The organism is Rossellomorea vietnamensis, from assembly GCF_025398035.1.
In the GTDB taxonomy this organism is placed as follows: Bacteria; Bacillota; Bacilli; order Bacillales; family Bacillaceae_B; genus Rossellomorea; species Rossellomorea vietnamensis_B.
Genome location: NZ_CP104558.1, coordinates 1,944,868 through 1,963,679, shown reverse-complemented (window position 1 = coordinate 1,963,679; position 18,812 = coordinate 1,944,868). Strand labels below are relative to the sequence as shown.

The 18,812-nt window shown below is 42.7% G+C and carries 21 protein-coding genes and 1 riboswitch; of the genes, 20 read left to right on the top strand and 1 reads right to left on the bottom strand.

Features of this window, described 5'->3' with window-relative positions:
* Positions 1-44: 44 nt before the first annotated feature.
* From N5C46_RS10205 to N5C46_RS10125, 17 genes are all read left to right on the top strand, one after another.
* Entirely contained in the window at positions 45-1,940 is a 1,896-nt protein-coding gene (locus tag N5C46_RS10205) for a RiPP maturation radical SAM C-methyltransferase (RefSeq protein WP_261751969.1), read from the top strand.
* Positions 1,941-1,968: 28 nt separating this feature from the next.
* Positions 1,969-2,136: a hypothetical protein gene (locus N5C46_RS10200; protein WP_261751968.1), complete on the top strand. Its 168-nt coding sequence runs from the start codon at positions 1,969-1,971 to the stop codon at positions 2,134-2,136.
* A 118-nt stretch (positions 2,137-2,254) separates the two neighbouring features.
* A complete protein-coding gene (locus N5C46_RS10195; protein ID WP_261751967.1) occupies positions 2,255-2,419 on the top strand; it encodes a hypothetical protein in 165 nt (54 codons plus the stop codon).
* Between the two features lie 81 nt (positions 2,420-2,500).
* Positions 2,501-3,751, top strand: a complete 1,251-nt coding sequence (locus tag N5C46_RS10190; protein WP_261751966.1) for a M16 family metallopeptidase — start codon at positions 2,501-2,503, stop codon at positions 3,749-3,751.
* 14 nt (positions 3,752-3,765) lie between these two features.
* Positions 3,766-4,317 (top strand): hypothetical protein, encoded by a 552-nt coding sequence (locus N5C46_RS10185; RefSeq protein ID WP_261751965.1) that lies wholly within the window; start codon positions 3,766-3,768, stop codon positions 4,315-4,317.
* Positions 4,317-5,576 carry an aKG-HExxH-type peptide beta-hydroxylase gene (locus tag N5C46_RS10180; protein WP_261751964.1) on the top strand — a complete coding sequence of 420 codons (1,260 nt, stop codon included), beginning with the start codon at positions 4,317-4,319 and terminating at the stop codon, positions 5,574-5,576. The genes N5C46_RS10185 and N5C46_RS10180 overlap by 1 nt, the downstream gene beginning before the upstream one ends.
* A gap of 54 nt (positions 5,577-5,630) precedes the next feature.
* Complete coding sequence (locus tag N5C46_RS10175) at positions 5,631-6,878, top strand: MFS transporter (protein ID WP_261751963.1); 1,248 nt, start codon at positions 5,631-5,633, stop codon at positions 6,876-6,878.
* A gap of 292 nt (positions 6,879-7,170) precedes the next feature.
* Positions 7,171-8,172 (top strand): LacI family DNA-binding transcriptional regulator, encoded by a 1,002-nt coding sequence (locus N5C46_RS10170; protein WP_261751962.1) that lies wholly within the window; start codon positions 7,171-7,173, stop codon positions 8,170-8,172.
* 18 nt (positions 8,173-8,190) lie between these two features.
* On the top strand, positions 8,191-9,144 hold the full coding sequence (locus tag N5C46_RS10165; protein ID WP_261751961.1) for a sugar kinase: 954 nt from the start codon (positions 8,191-8,193) through the stop codon (positions 9,142-9,144).
* Between the two features lie 9 nt (positions 9,145-9,153).
* The gene (gene hxlA, locus N5C46_RS10160) at positions 9,154-9,777 is read left to right on the top strand and encodes a 3-hexulose-6-phosphate synthase (protein WP_261751960.1); all 624 of its coding nucleotides are present in this window, start codon (positions 9,154-9,156) and stop codon (positions 9,775-9,777) included.
* Complete coding sequence (hxlB, locus tag N5C46_RS10155; RefSeq protein WP_261751959.1) at positions 9,774-10,322, top strand: 6-phospho-3-hexuloisomerase; 549 nt, start codon at positions 9,774-9,776, stop codon at positions 10,320-10,322. The genes hxlA and hxlB overlap by 4 nt, the downstream gene beginning before the upstream one ends.
* A 17-nt stretch (positions 10,323-10,339) precedes the next feature.
* Entirely contained in the window at positions 10,340-10,996 is a 657-nt protein-coding gene (locus N5C46_RS10150) for a bifunctional 4-hydroxy-2-oxoglutarate aldolase/2-dehydro-3-deoxy-phosphogluconate aldolase (protein ID WP_261751958.1), read from the top strand.
* 16 nt (positions 10,997-11,012) lie between these two features.
* A complete protein-coding gene (locus N5C46_RS10145) occupies positions 11,013-12,038 on the top strand; it encodes a TRAP transporter substrate-binding protein (RefSeq protein ID WP_261751957.1) in 1,026 nt (341 codons plus the stop codon).
* Between the two features lie 68 nt (positions 12,039-12,106).
* On the top strand, positions 12,107-12,583 hold the full coding sequence (locus N5C46_RS10140) for a TRAP transporter small permease (protein ID WP_261751956.1): 477 nt from the start codon (positions 12,107-12,109) through the stop codon (positions 12,581-12,583).
* Entirely contained in the window at positions 12,580-13,869 is a 1,290-nt protein-coding gene (locus N5C46_RS10135; protein ID WP_261751955.1) for a TRAP transporter large permease, read from the top strand. Before N5C46_RS10140 ends, N5C46_RS10135 begins: the two co-directional genes overlap by 4 nt.
* A 36-nt stretch (positions 13,870-13,905) precedes the next feature.
* Entirely contained in the window at positions 13,906-14,187 is a 282-nt protein-coding gene (locus N5C46_RS10130) for a cupin domain-containing protein (RefSeq protein ID WP_261751954.1), read from the top strand.
* Between the two features lie 176 nt (positions 14,188-14,363).
* Positions 14,364-14,816, top strand: coding sequence for a GNAT family N-acetyltransferase (locus N5C46_RS10125; RefSeq protein ID WP_261751953.1), 453 nt, complete (start codon positions 14,364-14,366; stop codon positions 14,814-14,816).
* A gap of 76 nt (positions 14,817-14,892) precedes the next feature.
* Here N5C46_RS10125 and N5C46_RS10120 read toward each other — a convergent pair whose 3' ends face one another.
* Positions 14,893-15,717 carry an STAS domain-containing protein gene (locus N5C46_RS10120; RefSeq protein WP_261751952.1) on the bottom strand — a complete coding sequence of 275 codons (825 nt, stop codon included), beginning with the start codon at positions 15,715-15,717 and terminating at the stop codon, positions 14,893-14,895.
* A 469-nt stretch (positions 15,718-16,186) separates the two neighbouring features.
* Here N5C46_RS10120 and N5C46_RS10115 point away from each other — a divergent pair, with 469 nt between their 5' ends.
* The 3 genes from N5C46_RS10115 (at position 16,187) to add (ending at position 18,778) form a co-directional block, all read left to right on the top strand.
* Positions 16,187-16,399, top strand: coding sequence for a DUF5412 domain-containing protein (locus N5C46_RS10115; protein WP_261751951.1), 213 nt, complete (start codon positions 16,187-16,189; stop codon positions 16,397-16,399).
* Between the two features lie 131 nt (positions 16,400-16,530).
* Positions 16,531-17,520, top strand: a complete 990-nt coding sequence (locus N5C46_RS10110) for an NADPH:quinone reductase (protein ID WP_261751950.1) — start codon at positions 16,531-16,533, stop codon at positions 17,518-17,520.
* A 112-nt stretch (positions 17,521-17,632) separates the two neighbouring features.
* Positions 17,633-17,732, top strand: a riboswitch (purine riboswitch).
* 53 nt (positions 17,733-17,785) lie between these two features.
* Positions 17,786-18,778: an adenosine deaminase gene (add, locus tag N5C46_RS10105; protein WP_261751949.1), complete on the top strand. Its 993-nt coding sequence runs from the start codon at positions 17,786-17,788 to the stop codon at positions 18,776-18,778.
* Positions 18,779-18,812 lie beyond the last annotated feature (34 nt).

Sequence of the window (18,812 nt, the reverse complement as noted above, 5' to 3'; positions counted from 1 at the left end):
ATTATTATTGATAGGGTGAAAAGTTATAGATTGGGGGAAGTGTTTTGAAAGTAGCATTGATAAACATGCCATTCGGTTCTTTGTACAGACCTTCTATAGGATTAAGCCTTCTTAAAGCCGGTCTTGTTAAAAACAATATCGAATGTGACGTGCACTATTTAAATTTAAAGTTTGCTGACCAAGTTTCCCCAGAATTATACGATTTAATTTCAGAAGGAACTACATTTTCTAGTAATGCCTTAGCTGGGGAAATGATCTTCTCTCAATCGTTATTTGGTAAGGATACTCTAGATTCCTATATTGAAGAAGCAAAAGATCAGTTGGGTAATTCGGACGAGGATTTTGGCGTCATTCGTGAATTACGAGCATATGTTGAACGTTTTCTTGATTCTTGTTTACTAGACATAGAATGGGATCAATATTCTGTCATAGGTTTTACGAGTGTTTTTGAACAAAATGTAGCTTCTATTAGTCTAGCCAAAAGGCTAAAAGAGAAATTTCCAGATAAATTTATTATTTTTGGCGGTGCAAATTGTGAAGAAACTATGGGTAAGGAATTACTTCGACAATTTTCATTTATTGATGCCATCTGCTCAGGCGAAGGTGATTATTCATTTATTAAGTTTATTTCAGAGTGGAATTGCAGTGATGAAATTCCGAATGTAAATGGAATCAATTTCAATGATTCCATAAAATCCAAGGTTACTTCGCCTGTGATCCCTATACCAGCAGTGAAGCTTGATGATACACCATATCCTGATTATTCTGATTTTTTTGAACAATTCGTAAGTTGTAGTTACAAAGATAGAATCACACAAACCAGGTTTTTATTCGAATCTTCAAGAGGATGCTGGTGGGGACAAAAACACCATTGTGTATTTTGTGGATTGAATGGTACAAATTTGAACTTTCGAAGCAAGTCTGCAGATAGATCATTAAAGGAACTAATTGATTTGAGTAATGAATATAAAGAATACACTACTAAAGCTGCTGCAGTAGATAACATTATTGATATGGGATATTTCAAAAGTCTTTTACCTGCTCTACGGGATAAAGAACTGGATTTAGATATGTTCTATGAAACGAAAGCTAATTTAAAGAAAGAACAAGTGCAACTTTTCAGGGACGCCAAGTTTAGAACAATCCAACCAGGTATTGAAAGCCTTCAGACATCAGTTTTAAAACTTATGAATAAAGGTGTCACCATGTTACAAAATGTCCAATTATTAAAATGGTCTAAGGAATATGGCGTATTTCCAGTATGGAACATTCTTTTCGGTTTTCCGAAAGAGGATCCGGAAGAATACAAAGAATTACCGGGTTTAATCGATAAAATTAGACATCTTACTCCTCCAGGGAGTGTTGCTCAAATCAGGTTAGATCGATTCAGCCCATATTTTAACAATTATAAAGAAAACGGGCTTACAAATGTAAGAGCTATGTGGCCGTATAAATATATATATAGTGCATTTGGAAAATCAGAATTAAATAGAGTAGCCTACCATTTTGATTACGATTATCAAGAACAGCGGAATCCACAAGAATATACAAAACAGATGCGTAGAGCGGTTTCGAAGTGGGCTAGAATGCATGCGGAATTTGATTTGTTCTATATTGATAATAATAAAGAGTTAATTATTTTTGATATGAGAAAAGATAAAGATATTAGCACTTTTGTTTTGGAAAATGAAAAAAGACAGCTCTATTTATCATTTGATTCGGTGAAAAGTTTACCTAATGCATATAAAGAATTACAGAACTCTGGGTTCGATATAACAATGGAACAGGCTCAAGCATTACTCACTGAGTTTGCACATGATGGATTAGTTATAGGAGAAGATAATCGATTTATCAGTTTAGCACTAAATGGAGAAAATTATAGTCCGAAAAAAACCTCCCTTTTACGTATACAGGAATGGAACAATAAGGTAGTAATCTAAATTATTCCTGAAAGGAGGTGAATAAAAGATGACAAACAAAAAAGTGATCTTAACTCCAGAAGTTTTTAAAGTGGGTGAAAATGGAGAAGTCGTCATTAGCGATTCCCAATTAGTTGAACAAATTGAAAAGGCAACTGATGAGAGGGGCGCTGGTGAACAAGGAATCATACCTGATATTTGTTGCTATGTTTGTTGAGTACATTGACTGTAGAAGATGCACAATTAAAAGTGAAATCCTTCAAAACCCAGCTTTTAGCGAATACAGGAATAGATTCAGAAATATTCTAGTTTATCCTTGAAAGGAGGTGAATAAGATGACAAATAGAAAAGTGAGCTTAACTCCAGAAGTTTTTAAAGTGAATGAGAACGGAGAAGTCGTAATTAGCGATTCACAGTTGGTTGAACAAATCGAAAAAGCAACTGATGAGATGGCTGCAGGTGAACAAGGAATCAGAATTTCAGTATCAGCTAGTTTCTAGGAATCATATTTACTGTCGTACAGGGAGGTCTCTAAGGAGCTCCCTGCACATCTTTATCAGGCATCATGAAGGAGGGATAACATGTACTATGAATCTATATCTAAAGCGATGCTTGAAAACTGTATGAAAGTCATTGTTAGGAGAACCAAGCAATCTCGGAATCTATCTGTTGGTATGTACGTAAATCATGGCTCAAAAGATGAGAATGTAACAAATAATGGGATCTCTCATTTCATCGAACATATGGCATTTAGTCATGAGAATATGAATAGTTCAGCCAAAAAAATGGTTGGAAACCTTCTGGATAGCGGTGCTTTATATGAGGCATATACAGGTAAAGAAATGACCAGGTGTTGTATTACTTCACAAAAGAGTTATAAATCTGACATTATTAAAACACTTTCAGAGATAGTAAAGCTTCAGGACATAGCCGAAGAAAGAATAAATCACGAAAGAGCGATTATATTACAAGAAGCAGAGACCTATTTCGCTTCTGCAAAAGTAAAAACAGAACTGGCAGAAAGAGCTTTATGGGGTGACAGGTCTTTAGGGTTATTTGTTATCGGAAATCAAGATAATATTTCTCGTTTTTCAAAAAATGAAATAGAAAGTCGATTTAAGCAGTTCTATTCTCCTAGTAATACATTGATTGTCATTCAAGGAGATGTAGATCCTGATGAAACGTTTAATGAAATCGCTAATCAATTTGATTTTTGGAAAAGTGAAACGGAAAGCCACCAATCTCCCTTACTGGAAGTTTCACCAAGTGTCATGGGAATAGGGAACTCAAACAGGGTGAATTTAACAGCTACATTCGTTGGTCCTTCTTTTCGGTCTAGAAAGAGATATGCAATGGCATTATTGTCAGATATTTTAGGCGAGGGATTAAAGTCAAGATTGTTTGTTGAACTGAGGGAAAAAAGAGAGCTAGTGTACTCCATATATTCATATGCTTTAAGCTATGGACTTGGTGGCTATATGGCAATAGACCTTAATTGTAGAAAAGATTCCTTAGAAGAGAGTTTTAAAGTAATCATGGATATTATTAATGACATTCAACAGAACGGTGTAACCAGCGAAGAACTGGAACGTGCAAGAGCTTCCCGCATTACTTCTACACTGCAAATACCGAATGATGCCATACGTCATCTCAACACTACCGGTCGATATGCATTGTACAATAAAGATTTTTTTGTGGATACTGAAGTATTTGAATTCATGAATGTAACGGATGAAGACATTCGTGAGGTTTCTAAAGAGATGTGTGATCAGTCAAATATGGCCTTGTCTGCAGTGGGTACAGATTCTGAGTCACTTTTAACTCTACTTTAAAATGAGGTGATTTTATGTCTAATCATACTGAATATATAACCAATGCGGATACTGATTTCCTCGATACTATCTTAAATGATGGTGGAATGGAAGTATTAAGTATTCTTTCTGTATCTTCTTTAACTGCAACTGAAGTTTCAAGACAAGTAAATGTCCCTCTTGCAAAGATAAACTATATTATTAAGATTTTGGAAAAGAATAAACTAGTGTTTGTAAACAGTACTAAATCGAAAGAGGATATTGTTGAATCAGCTTACAAAGCGGATGTGAATTCATTTGCTGTTAGGTTGAGTAATCGCAATTCCAATGAAGTAGAAAAAATAAAGTTAATCACTTTTATGATAGAAGAAGTAAGGGCTGGTATGTTAAATGCTATTTCTGGTAATCTCCCAGCAGACTTTTCTCTCGTTAAAGCAAGGATTCCAAAAGAAAAAGTGAAGGAATACATCCAATTGCTGCGTCAATTAGGAGACGAGATTGATACAAATCAAGAAGGGGAAGATGATCCTTATACATTTGCTGTATCATTATTCCCAAATTTCACTATGAATAGGATGAAAAATTAATGTTATCATTTCTGAAGCCATCCAGTATGGAAAATGACCAAATATACATACTTGGTTTAAGGCCATTTTCTCAGAGAGTCAATAAAATCATGGATATCATTCAAGAATTAGATAAGATACCGTCACACACCCTCTTATTATTGAAAAAAGCTTTGGGATCCCAAGAATTTCTCAAAGAAATTTATAGCCCTGGTTTAAATTATTTTACGTATTTTCTTACTACACATTCCTCAGATGGAATGATATATCAAGATAAATCTCCCCAAATTATTGAGAGAATGTTAACCAACAACAACTTAGAAAAATTCATTAACTACCTATTTTTAGCTTGTGCAAAGTATGGGATTACCCTACAGAATAAAGTAGAGTTAATTGAAGGCTCCTTTGAGATTCCTGGATTTCACTACCGAATTAAATTAAAAGACTATAGCAATTTCCAAGCGTGTACCATTATTTCATCTAAAAACGAAATAGCTTTTTTAGTTGATGATAAAATCATTGGTACAGTTATTACGACAGATGATTTTAATGCGGATTTTCAGGTAACCGGTACTCAAATCAGCTTTATTCGAAAACCGTATGACAGTAAGGGTATGTTTGATTTCGAACTTTCAGAAGATAGTATCAGCCAGTGTCTTTCCGAAAACTTTAATCTCCTGAATGTCAGAAATAGTGAGTTAGCAGATAATAAGCTGAAAAGTATTTCTTTTACCCCTAATGACATATTATTTTATGAATCCTGTTTAAATACAATTAAGGATGTATGGCCAGAGTATTATTTGGAAATTAAGGGTCATATTAAACTGATTGGAATCATGGATACAGACGCTTTTGGCGGGTTTACAACAGATATTTTACCTGATGCCATCTTCATCTCACATCACCCATATGATTTTATGTGGGTTACTGAAAATCTGGTACATGAATGTGCACATTCACGGTTAAATCAATTATTCCTGATTGATCCTGTTGTGTTAAATGATCATGAAGAAAGATTCAAGTCACCATGGAGAAAAGACCCAAGGCCAATGAAGGGGGTATTTCATGGGGCATATGCGTTTGCCAGGGTTGCGTTATGGTTGGAAAGACTTTATAGCGTCTACAAAGATAATAAAATCTTAAATAGGCTGGAGTTTGTTGAGGGACAATTGAAAGAAGCGATAGAAGTCATAAACACTCATGGAAAACTTAGTCCACTAGGGGAACATGTTTTTGAAGAAATTTCCTCTGTTATTAAAACAGTACCTGTGGTGTCATAATTAATTTTTTCTTATTTAATAAATTTGGGATTAACTATAAGGAGGAGGCGAATTATGACAGAAGCAGCAGTAAAAACTCAATTAAATCCAGAGAGCCAAGAAAAGAAGGATAGCTTTAAAGATCTGCTAGCCATTAAAGATTATCGGTTTCTCATAGCCGGACAATTTGTATCAGCACTGGGAGATGGAGTGTATGCTCTCTCTCTCATCTGGGCTATGAAGGTATTAACAGGTTCCTCCTTACTTATATCTCTTGTATTGGCAGCGGAAGTGATCCCCACCATTTTGTTTGGCATCTTCTCGGGCGTACTTGTCGATAGAGGGAACCAAAAAAGATACATGCTGGTAGCAGATATATGCCGAGGGATCGCTGTACTTGGGCTTGTAGCCCTTTTCTGGTTCGATATGCTGAGTCCGTGGATGCTGATCGCCGCTGCCGCATTCACTTCATCGTTTGACTCGTTTTTCATTCCAGCAAAGTCTGTCGCGATCAGGACGATTGTTCCAGATCACTTGATTACGAGAGCACAAAGTCTTTCATCCACGATTCAAACAGTGGTAGGGTTAGGGGCTCCGGCCATAGCTGGGATCCTATTGGTATACAGCTTACCGACGGCATTCCTTTTTAATGCCCTAACCTTTTTTATCTCATTTTTCTTTATCCTGCTCATTAAGGAAAAGGGATTGTCGAAAAGACCAACGGATAAATTGAGTATGAAGAAGTTCTCCCTAGATTTAAAAACAGGATTAAAAACCATCATATCCGTCCCGATCTTAAGGGGAATGATTATTTATTTAGTGTTAATCAACTTTATGTTGGCGCCAGTAGCGGTCCTGTTTCCTTTATTCGTAAAAGATGCCTCCGAGTTAGCGATGGTTGAAATTGCTTTCTTTATTGGGATATTAGGTGGGTCTCTATCCATTAATTTATTTAACCGATTCCGAAAAATCGTGCCGATGGTAGTTGGCTTAGTCATGATATTAGGCTCATTTGGAATGTTAGCCTTTACGGATAACTTTACATTAGTATTGGCTGTCATCCTCATTGCTGGTATCGGTAGCCCTCTGGTGAGTATCGCTTTACAATCACTCTTCTTAATCAAGGTACCGCGAGAGTTACTGGGCAGGTCCCAAAGTACAATGAGGGTATTACTTGAATCAAGTAAACCCATATCATTATTACTGACAGGTTCATTGCTCGTACACTTTAGCATCAATAATCTATTTTTAGGTATCTCCGTATTTGGAGGAATGATTGTACTCATGATGGTGTTGAACCCTGCGATTAGGAAGAGCTCGTAACTGAATAGGTTTTAGCGGAAAGGTCGTCCGTCCCATTTGATAGGGGTGGACTTTTTTATTGGAATGGCAGTGGGGGATCAGTTCTCGAGCATTCATGAAAAAGATTAAGGAAAAAAGAAAACATTAAAAAAACGCGTCCCCACGCGTTTTTTTCTATGCCCAAAACAAAAAATCCACACATTTTCAAAAAACATATTGTAAAGCGCTTTCAATTATCATATAATTTCAATAAATCGATTTAGTAAACCGGTTTAGTAAATCGGTTTAGGAAATGAAAGTTGGAGACTATGGAATGAAAAAAGTGACGATTGCTGATGTTGCTCAGCATGCGAATGTATCGAAGAGTACCGTTTCCCAGTATTTGAATAATCGCTTTGATTATATGAGGGAAGAGACGAAGAATCGAATAGAAGAAAGCATCAAAGAGCTTGGGTATCGACCGAATATTGTCGCGAGGAGCCTCAAGCAGAAGTCGACGACGACAATCGGGGTGATTGTGGCGAATATTCTCCACACGTTCTCGACCCAGGTGATCAGGGCCATTGAAGACACATGCCAGGAAGCCGAGTTTCACACGATTGTCTGTAATGCAGATGATGATCCTGACAAGGAGCGGAAGTATATTGAAATGCTCCGTGCCAAGCAGGTGGATGGTATCATTCTTTTACCAACAGGTGATAATGCAGCCTTATACAATGAGATGCTTACGGAAGGCTATCCAATCGTGTTCGTTGACCGGACGGTGCCTGATGTAGCGATTCCATCTATGCTCCTTGATAACGAGAAAGCGTCAGGGATGGGGATCCAGCATTTCATCGACAGGGGATACACGAAGATTGGCATCATCACGAATGTGATCCGGAATGTCACACCGAGGATGGAGAGGATCACTGGCTATAAGAATACGATGAACGCCAATGGTCTGGACATCCGGGAAGACTACATCAAGAGCCTGGAAGTGAGCAGGATCAGAGAAGGGGTTCACGAGCTGCTATCCCTGGACGATCCCCCGGAAGCGATCCTTGCGGGAAATGATTTAACGCTCATTGAGATTTTAAAATATGTAAAAGAGAACCATGTGAAGGTTCCTGAGGATTTGGCAATTATCGGAATCGATGATGTGTCCTTTGCCGGTTTTTATGAGCCGGGATTGACGATCGTGGCTCAGCCCACGTTTGAAATCGGGAAGAAGGCAGCGGAATTTTTATTAAATAAAATTCAGAAAAAAGAGGATCAGGATGAGGGCTTGGTATTCCGATTCGATCCAAAGTTAATCATACGAGAATCTTGTTAGACAGAAAGGGTGGTACCCATGAATGATGTAGTGACGATAGGCGATGCGATGATCACTCTTGATCCTTCATCGACGGGCCCGATGCGGTTTGTCTCTTCTTTTGAACGGAAAATCGGGGGAGCCGAGCTGAACTTTGCGATTGGCTGTGCACGGCTTGGATTGAAGACCGGTTGGATCAGCCGACTGGGGAATGATGAGTTCGGAAGGCATATCTTCAACACCGTCCGCGGTGAAGGGGTGGATGTGTCCGAAGTGGAACTCGTAGATGGATATCCTACTTCCCTTAATTTCAAGGAAATCATGGGGGATGGGAGCTCACGGACTTTCTACTACAGAGATCGTTCTCCTACAACGGTGTTGACGAAGGAAACCCTGAATGAAGACTTCTTGAAAAACACAAAGATTCTCCATATCACGGGGGTATTCCCTGCAGTGGATAAGACGAAAAATATCGAGTTGATCCGCCACGCGATCATCGAAGCCAAAAAGCACGGTGTGATGGTATCATGTGACCCGAATATCCGACTGAAGCTGTGGAGTGAGGATGAAGCAAGGGACGTGCTGAGAAGCTTCCTCCCCTATGTCGACATCCTTCTGACGGGGATTGAGGAAGCCGATCTGCTGTTCGGAACATCAGACACGGATGAAATCATCGAGCATTGTAAGCAATTCGGCATCACTCATCTCGCCATAAAGAAAGGCGAGGAAGGTTCGGTTGGATATGTGGACGGTGAATATGTTGAAGCCCCGGCCGTAAAGGCGAAGAAAGTGGTGGATACGGTAGGTGCCGGCGATGGATTCGATGCAGGTTTCATTTATGGGATCCTTCAGAACTGGCCTTTGAAGAAAGCGCTTCATTTTGCGAATATAATCGGGTCAATGGTTGTCAGTGTGACGGGTGATAATGAAGGGCTGCCGTATTTAGAAGATGTCCTTGTCCAATTAGGTGAAAAAGAACGGGTGGAAAGATAGGAGGATGGCATGAATATACAAGTGGCGCTTGACCGCCTGACCAGGGAAGAATGCTTTCAGATTTTGGAGGATACAGGTTCTTACGTGGACTGGATCGAGATAGGAACCGGTGTAATAAAGGAATACGGAATGGCGATTGTCCGTGACATCCGCGAGAAATATCCGGATAAAACCATTGTCGCGGATATGAAAACATGCGACGCCGGTAAGCATGAGACGATCCAGGCATTTGATGCCGGGGCGGATATCACGACTGTCATGGCGTTCTCTGCTGACAAGACGATCACCGATACTCTCGAAGTGGCTGAGTCACGTGGAAAACGAGTAATGATCGACCTTCTGGGAGTTTCGGAGAATAAGAGAATCCGGGAATTACAGGAACTTGGTGTTTCTCTTGTCAGCCTGCACATCGGAAAAGACATGCAGGAAACAGGGGAGAGTACAGGGAGCCTGTTTGATTTAATACAAGGTATCAGCGGACTTGAGACGGCCGTTGCAGGGGGAATCACCCTCGAGACATTGCCGGGCATTGTGGAAAATAACCCCGATACGGTCATTATTGGCAGCGCTATTACGAAGGCAGCGGATCCCGCCGAGGCTGCAATGGCGATGAAGGGACTGATCAAAGAATGAAATCAATCATCACGACGGTAGCGGGTGAAATCACAGAAGTTTTATCAAAGGTGAAAGAAGAAGAAGCGATCCATCTTTCAGGGCAATTGAAAAAAGCGAAGCGGATCTTCGTATATGGTGAAGGACGTTCAGGTTTGATGGGGAAAGCATTCGCGATGCGTTTGATGCACGGAGGCTTTCCGGTATATGTCATCGGGGAAACAATCACACCGAGCATGGCCAAAGGGGATTTACTTATTGCGATTTCGGGATCGGGTTCAACAGGAGCAATTGTTCAATTTGCCACAAAAGCGAAAGAAATTGGGGCAGGAGTGTTTCTTGTAAGTACAAACCGTGAATCAAAGCTTGCGTCGATCAGTGACGGGATCCTTGTTATCCCCGCTGCTACGAAATTCCGGAGAGCGGAGGAACCGGAAACGATCCAGCCTCTCGGGAACCAGTTCGATCAGTCGGTCCATCTGGTGCTTGACGCCGTCATCATCGGAACACTGGGTGATGGGGATACGAATGAAACCATGGCCAAACGGCATGCAAATATAGAGTAGAGAAGGGCGGTGAAGGAATGAATCCAGTAGAGTTTATGAAAGAAGAAATCCTCGTGGCCGTCATCCGGGAAGCCACTCCACAAACCATTCTGCCAATTGCAGAAGCTTTGTATGAGGGTGGAGTGAAAGTGCTTGAGATCACGGCCGAGACACCGAAGTTTACTAGGTTAATCGAGATCGTCAGAGAGGAAATGGACGGCCGGGTCTTGACTGGTGCAGGCACTGTCCTTGATCCAGAAACAGCAAGGGCCGCCATTATGGCAGGAAGTGAATTCATCGTTTCTCCGTCATTCAATGCGGACACAGTGAAGATGACGAAGCGCTACGGCATCCCGAGTATCCCGGGAGCCCTGACACCAACGGAAATCCTGACGGCATATGAGCTCGGGGCTGACATGATCAAGGTATTCCCGGCCAATACATTCGGACCAGGTTACGTGAAGAGCATCCAAGGCCCTTTCCCATCGATCCCACTGATGGTGACCGGGGGAATCAATCTGGATAATCTTACGGAATATCTGGAAGCAGGGGCGTTGGCTGTCGGTCTTGGGGGCAACTTAGTGAATACAAAGCAATTGCATCGTGCGGAAGATTTTCAGCGTTTGACGCAGAAAGCACGGGAATACACGCAAATCGTTCAGAAGGTAAAGGCTGTTCAAACGATTAAATCATAATAAGGGGGAACTAGGGATGAAGAAATTTTTCACATTATCATTTGTATTATTGTTGGCTGTTTCCGGAATTTTGGCTGGATGTGGAAGTGACGAAGCATCAGGGGGAGAAGCAGGGAAGAAAATCAAGATCGTAGCGGCGCATAACCAGACATCACCGGACAATCCATATCAAACGGGACTTTTGAAATTCAAGGAAGTCGCTGAAAGCAAGTCAGACGGTGATATCGAAGTGGAAGTGCACGCAGGAACCATTGGAACGGAAGAATCTGAACTGGTTGAAAAGCTAAAGCTTGGGGCAGCGGATGTGGTCCTTGTTTCACCTGGATTCATGACTCAGACAGGAATTAAGGAAATCGACCTTCTGGCACTTCCTTACCTATTTGACAGCTATGACCACTGGGAAAAGACGGTTGACGGAGAAGTTGGGAAAGAAATGGCGAAATTGATCAACGAAAAGTCGAACAATGATTTCAAACTGATCGGATACTGGTCTGCCGGTGTAAGACATTATTACGGGAAAAAACCGCTTGAAAAAATGGAAGACATTAAGGGAATGACGTTCAGAACACAGACTTCAGGTGTAGTGGCAGACTATTGGAAGAAAGTCGGAGCAATCCCGACATCGATTGCATGGGGAGAATTGTATCAGGCGCTTCAGCAAAATGTCGTCGATTCATCTGAAAACTCTTACCCATACTTTGTACAGCAGAATCATCACAAAACAGACAACGGAAAATACATCACTGAGACAGCACATGATTACACAACGCGCTTCTTATTGGTAAACGGAAAGAAATTTGATTCCTACTCGAAGGAACAGCAGGATATCATCATTGAAGCAGCAAAGGAATCTGTGAAAGCGGAAAGAGAAGCAGTTTATGCTCAGGAAGATGAATACAAACAAAAAGCCATTGATGAAGGGGCGAAAGTAAACGAAATCGACCGTGAACCATTCATCAAGCTGGCAGAGCCTCTTCAAGAGAAAGCAGCCAAAGACATGGGAGCAGAAGACCTGCTTGAAAAAATTAAAAAGCTTAAATAATTACGCTCGTTAAAAGGGAAGAGGTGATCTGTTCTTCCCTTTAATTGTGAAAGGGGGAAGACGATCATATGATTAAGGCTCTTGAAAAAATTCAAATGACCATCGGTGCTATTTTCTTACTTATCTTTTTTGCAGCCATCATGGTTCAAATCGTCACCAGACATCTTGGGATATCTGTCATCTGGACAGAAGAGGTGGCCAACTACTCGTTCATCTGGTCGGTCTTTATGGGGGCATCAGTCATGGTGAGCAAAAGGGAACACTTCAGCTTCGACTTCCTTATCGGGAAGCTTCAAGGGAAGTCGAAAGTTTCATTACTGATTGTGATTGATGCAGTCATCTTATTATTCTCATTTGCTCTTTTCTACTATGGAATTGAAACCGTACAGAATTTCTGGAACTACAATTGGACGTCCATCCCTGAATTAAAGATGGGGTATGTGTGGATTTCCATCCCGGTCATGGGAGCGACCATGATGATTTACTCCGGGAGTCAATTAATCACAAATATTAAAGCGTTTAAAGGAAGGGGGGCACAGGCATGATTGGTATAGGATTGGTTGGATTATTTCTGATTTTAATGCTGATTGGTGTACCGATTGCCTTTGTCATCGGCATCATTGCTCTCCTTGGTATTTTCACCGTTCCTTATATTCCTGAGGTGACGGTTCCGATGAAGATGCTGAATGGGATCGACTCGTTCGTCCTTTTGGCAGTGCCGTTATTCATCCTGGCTGCCAACCTGATGAATCACGGGAAGATTTCGCAAAAGCTCATCGATCTTTCCCTGACGATGGTCGGTCATATCAGGGGTGGCCTTGCTCACGCGAATATTCTCGTCTCGATGATTTTTGCCGGAGTATCTGGAGCAGCACAAGCTGATACAGCCGGTGTGGGGAAAATCCTGATCCCAAACATGAAAAAGCAGGGATATGATACGGAAACGGCAGTCGGAGTGACGGCAGCTTCTTCCACGATCGGCGTCATCATCCCGCCGAGTATCCCGATGATCATTTTCGCCGGATTGACGAATGCCTCGGTTGGTGCGTTATTCCTCGGTGGAATCGTACCAGGCGTCTTGATCGGGCTCGGCATGATGCTCTTCATTTATATCATGGCATTGAAAAAGGGGTATCCAAGATCGAAACGCGCGACATTCAGTGAATTTTTCAAACTGGTGTATGAAACGGTGCCTGCTCTGGTCACGCCGATCATCATTATCGGTGGGATCATCTCAGGATTCTTCACACCGACGGAAGCCGCAGCCGTTGCGTGCTTATACACTTTACTAATCTGTATGTTTTTCTATAAAACATTGAAACTATCGGATCTTCCAAAGATCATCAAAGACACACTGGCACTAAGCTCCCTATCCCTCTTTGCCCTTGCGGCTGCAAGTGCACTGGGAGAGTTGATGAGCTACTATCAATTATCGGTCAAAGCACAGGAATTCTTCGTGAATAACGTAGGGACAGAATGGATCTTCATTTTGATCATCATCGCATTCTTCCTGTTCGTCGGAACGTTCATGGATGCCATCCCGGCCATGATCTTATTCGTCCCGGTCATCCTGCCGACAGCCAATCTATTTGGAATGGAGCCGGTGCACCTTGGACTGATCGTGGTCATGACGCTCGCCATCGGACTCGTCACCCCTCCTTACGGGTTATGTCTCCTGCTGGCAGCGAAAATAGGCAATCTCAGCATCGAGAAGTCCTTCTCTGCCGTCATGCCGTATATCTTGATTGTCCTCGTCGTATTATTATTCGTTGCATTTTTACCGGAAGTGGCATTCTACCTTCCGAAATTAATTAACCCAAGCCTATTCTGATGAACCGGCTGTATGGAAAAAGGAGAGTCGATTTCAATGGTAAAAAGAGAAGTGTTAAGCAGTGAAGGCTCCATGATGCTCGTAAAGGTGGAACTCTCGGAAGGCTTCGTCGGTGATATCGACCAGCATCCGGAAGAGCAATTGAGCTTCATTGAAAAAGGGCAAGTGGAGTTCGAAGTCGATGGAGAAAAAAGAATCCTGAGTCAAGGGGATACGCAGTATATACCATCAAGCATCCAGCATCGGGTGAAGGTGCTCGAGGAATGTGTGATTTTGGATATGTTCTCGCCGATTCGGAAGGACTTGCTGGAGGGATAAGGTATAGGAGATATAGGAGAGCTTCACCCCGTGTTTGAGGGTGAAGCTTTTTTTATCCTTTATATAGAAGTATGATAAATGGGGACGACTCTGTTGCTTTGCTTTGAGTGAAGAGGAAGCACGAGAACCGTCCCCATGCTTCCCTTAAAACTATACAACAGAGGTGACCCCATATCATGAGCTGGAAAGTAAAAAGCTTCAATGAACTATCAACCCACGAACTATATGAAATATTACAAGTAAGGACCCAGGTTTTTGTCGTGGAACAGGAATGTCCCTACCTGGAAGTCGACGGGAAAGATGTGCACGCCCATCATCTTTATAAGGAAGAAAACGGTGAGGTGTTGGCCTATGCACGGCTTTTACCTGCGGGTGTTTCCTACAACGAACCGTCCATCGGGAGGGTCCTCGTGAAGGAAGGTCATCGTCGGAAAGGGTTCGCAAGCGAATTGATGAAAAGAGGACTGGCTTTTATTCATAATGAGTGGGGGGAGCAACCGGTGAAGATCCAGGCACAGGAATATTTGCGGGAGTTTTATGGTTCATTTGGATTCAAGGCGATCACGGAAACCTATTTGGATGATGGGATTCCACACATCGATATGATATTGCAGAATCCTACCAGTTAAAAACATGCCAAACAAGCCACGGGGACAGGTCCCGTGGCTTGTTTAAGTTGCTGATATGGAAGCATGAGAACCGTCCCTATGCTTGTAAAAATTTCTCCAAAGCAATATGAAGGCTGGAGGTTACAGCGATATTGGAGGAGTCGATTCCAAGGTGGGTCATGGTCTGGGCGATCTCGGGTCTGATTCCGGATAGGATGGTTTCGATTCCGATCAGGGATAGGGCATCCACTACCTTGAAGATGCGGTCTGCCACCATCGTATCGATGATCGGAACGCCGGATAGGTCAATGACCATGTATTCCAGTGATAAATCGTTCCCTTTTGAGAGTGCTTTATCCATCAGTTCCTGAGCTCTTTCGGTGTCTATGTCCCCGATCAATGGGAGAACTCCCACTTGCTTCGTGATTTTGATCACCGGGATGGATAACTCCAAAGCTGTCGCTTCTGCCGCATTGATCCGTGTATAAAATCTTCTTGAATACGACATGGTCAGCCAATATATGGCCCTGTCCACCACTGCATCAAAATCAGAGATCAGGTCATAGAATTGATCAAATGACATATCGAATTTGGAAGCTTCCTCTTTCATGATTTGCCCGATTAAATTCCGGTAATCCCTCACTTCATCCAGGGCCACTTCCAAAGGAAGATTGAAGTTAACCAGTGTGTCGACCGCTTCCGATCCCCATTCCTTTAATTTTTCGAAGGCCGTGTCCAGGTCGCTCTCAATCGATTTTGCATAAATGTCGATGATATCCTCACGCCAACTATGAAGCTTAGATTCTATATTGCGGTACTCGCTTGACCGTAAATTATCCTTTTCGACAATCAGCTCTTGCTTTTGGCTCAATACTTTCTCACAGATTGCTTTCGTATATGTTTGTCTGCCTTGATCGATCATGTTCGTTACGCCTCTCCTTTTACTGTAGTTTCCAACTATATTTTAACATAATGGATGATGAGCATTGGAGTGGGAACGTTTGGGAGGGGGGAGGGGCCAGGAACGGAAGTGGGGCTGTTTGTAGGAATAGCAAAGAGATTCGTGAAGGAATGTGGCTGATTTGCCACGGAAGCATAGGGACGGTTCTGCTGCTTCCATCCTGACCAACAGGAAGCACGAGAACCGTCCCTATGCTTCCCCTATGCTTCCCTTCTTTATGATACAATTTTTGTAAAAAGGAGGGGTGTGTTTGTCCAGGTGTTTACTATCATTCTTTAAAAGATATCCCGTTTTACTATCTTTATCTTTTGTTTTCATGCTGGTCTTTTGCGTTTTTGGTTACATAGTTCATTGGGCATTTTACAATATTGAAAGAATTGAGCCCGGGTAACTCATTTCTGAAAAGTCATCGCCAAGTGGCGAATATACAGTGAAAACGTACTTGAATAACGGTGGAGCTACGGTGAATTATGCCGTTCTTGGAGTTTTATTTTCGAATGAAAAAAATGACGACTCCAAACATATTTATTGGCAATATGAAGAGACGGCGGGGGAAATCAATTGGATCGATGAAGATACCGTTACGATTAATGGTCAAAAAATTAACGTTCCTGATGGAAAGTATGATTATCGGCATCCATGAGGTCCCGTGGATCAGTGACAGGCAGATGAATGGTGAAAGCATTAGATGTTTGTGAGAGGGAATAGTAAGGGAAACATGATTAAGAAGCACGAGAACCGTCCCTATGCTTCTAAAAAAGGAGGATGTTATGTATGAAAGCAGCGTGGTTCAGTGAGTTTGGTTCAGCATCGGAGGTTCTTCATGTTGGGGAGATGGATAAGCCGTCCCCGTCACATGGGGAGGTTCTGATCCGGATGCATACGTCGGGTGTCAATCCTTCCGATACGAAGAAGCGTCTTGGGTCATTCCCGGAATTACTTGATAACGGTCCTGTCATCCCGAATAGTGACGGCGCAGGTATCATAGAAGCGGTTGGCGCTGGGGTTCCGCATTCACGCATCGGTGAACGGGTCTGGGTGTATCAAGCCCAGTATGGACGTCTCCACGGCACGGCCGCAGAGTATGTCTCCATTGATAGCAAGCGTGCCGTTCCTCTCCCGGAAAACACGAGCTTTGTGGAAGGGGCTTGTTTGGGGATTCCCGCCATGACCGCCCATCGGAGTGTATTCTCGGATGGCCCTGTAGAGGGGCAATGGCTGTTGATCACGGGTGGTGCCGGACGGGTTGGGCACTATGCGATTCAATGGGCGAAGCATGCAGGGGCAAAGGTGATTGCGACAGCGAGTAATGAGGAAGCACGGAGGCACTGCGTTGAGGCAGGAGCAGATTATGTAGTGGACCATCGTAGTGACGGAATGGTGGATGAGGTGCTTAAGATCACGGGTGGAGACAAGGTTGATCGGGTGATTGATGTTGAATTTGGTGCGAATCTTCCGAGAGTTCTGGAGCTGATCCGTATCGGTGGAGTGATCGCGACCTACTCCTCCACCGTTGTAACGGAACCCGTTTTGCCTTTCAGGGACATGATGTTCATGGACTTAACCCTTCGAATGATCATTGTATACGCCATGCCGGAAAGTGCGAAGCAGGCGGCGATCGAGGATATTATAGAGGCACTTGAGAATGATCGATTACAGCATCGGATTGCAGAGACGTATGCGTTGGAGGACATTGCGACGGCGAATCAACGGATAGAAGATGGTGGGTTTTATGGGTGTGTGGTGGTGAAGGTGGAAGCATAGGGACGGTTCTTCTGCTTCCATCCCGACCTAAAAAGGAAGCACGAGAACCGTCCCCCCGCTTCCCCCCCGCTTCCCTTGACTTTCCCCGAAAATTTTATTATCGTTATAAAAAACCAAATACGATTTTCACATTCGTATAACTCCAATAATATGGTTTGGAGGTCTCTACCAGGAACCAGAAAATCCTGATTACGAAGAAGGTACCGTTCGGTGTATTTTCTTCGTAATCAGGATTTTTTTTATAGAAAATTTGAGGAGGTCCACCATGAATTATTCAAAAATGCCTAAAATTGAACTACACTGCCACTTGGATGGGAGTGTAAGACCTGAAACGATCATTGATTTAGCAAAGAAGGACGGGATCCATATCCCTTCATTTGATAGGGAAGAGATGAGAGGAGAACTCATTGCCCCATTGGACTGTGAATCATTGGATGAATACTTGGAGAAATTCTCGATTCCCAATGACGTGATGCAGTCGAAAGAAAATTTGAAGAGAATCACCTTTGAGCTGTATGAAGATGCATCGGGTGAAAACGTGAAATACATGGAGGTCCGGTTCGCCCCGTTGCTCCACACACGGAAGGGATTATCGGTCGAAGAGATCATTGAAAGTGTGATCGAGGGCATGAAAGAGGCGGAAGAACAATTTGATATCAAAGGAAATATCATTCTATGTTGCATGAGGACGATGTCTCCGGAAAGTGCCTTTGAGGTCGTGGAAAAGGGGAAGAACTTCCTCGGAAAAGGAGTCGTCGCAATTGATTTATGTGCGTCCGAAGAGGAAGGATTCTGCAGGGAATTCATTGAACCGATTGCCCTCGCAAGAGAATATGGCTACAGAGTTACGATTCACGCCGGTGAAACGGGAATCGGTAGAAATGTTCTCGAGGCGGTTGAATGGCTCGGGGCCGAACGAATCGGGCACGGTGTTTACATAACAGACTGTCCTGAGGCCTATCAGGTTGTAAAAGAGAAGGGGATCGTCCTTGAAATCTGCCCGACCAGTAATGTCCAAACGAAAGCTGTGGAGGAGTTCCGTGATCACCCACTGTACGATTTTCACCGGGACGGAATTAAGATCACCATCAATACGGACAATAGAACCGTATCGGATACGACGATGACGAAGGAATGTGAACTTGTCTGGGGTGAATTTGCGATGAATGAAGAGGATTATCGGGCGATTTACATGAACAGTGTCGAAGCTGCTTTTGCGAGTGATGAGGTGAAGGCTGGGTTGAGGAGGTATTTGTAGGAAGCATGGGGACGGTTCTACTGCTTCTTTTTGA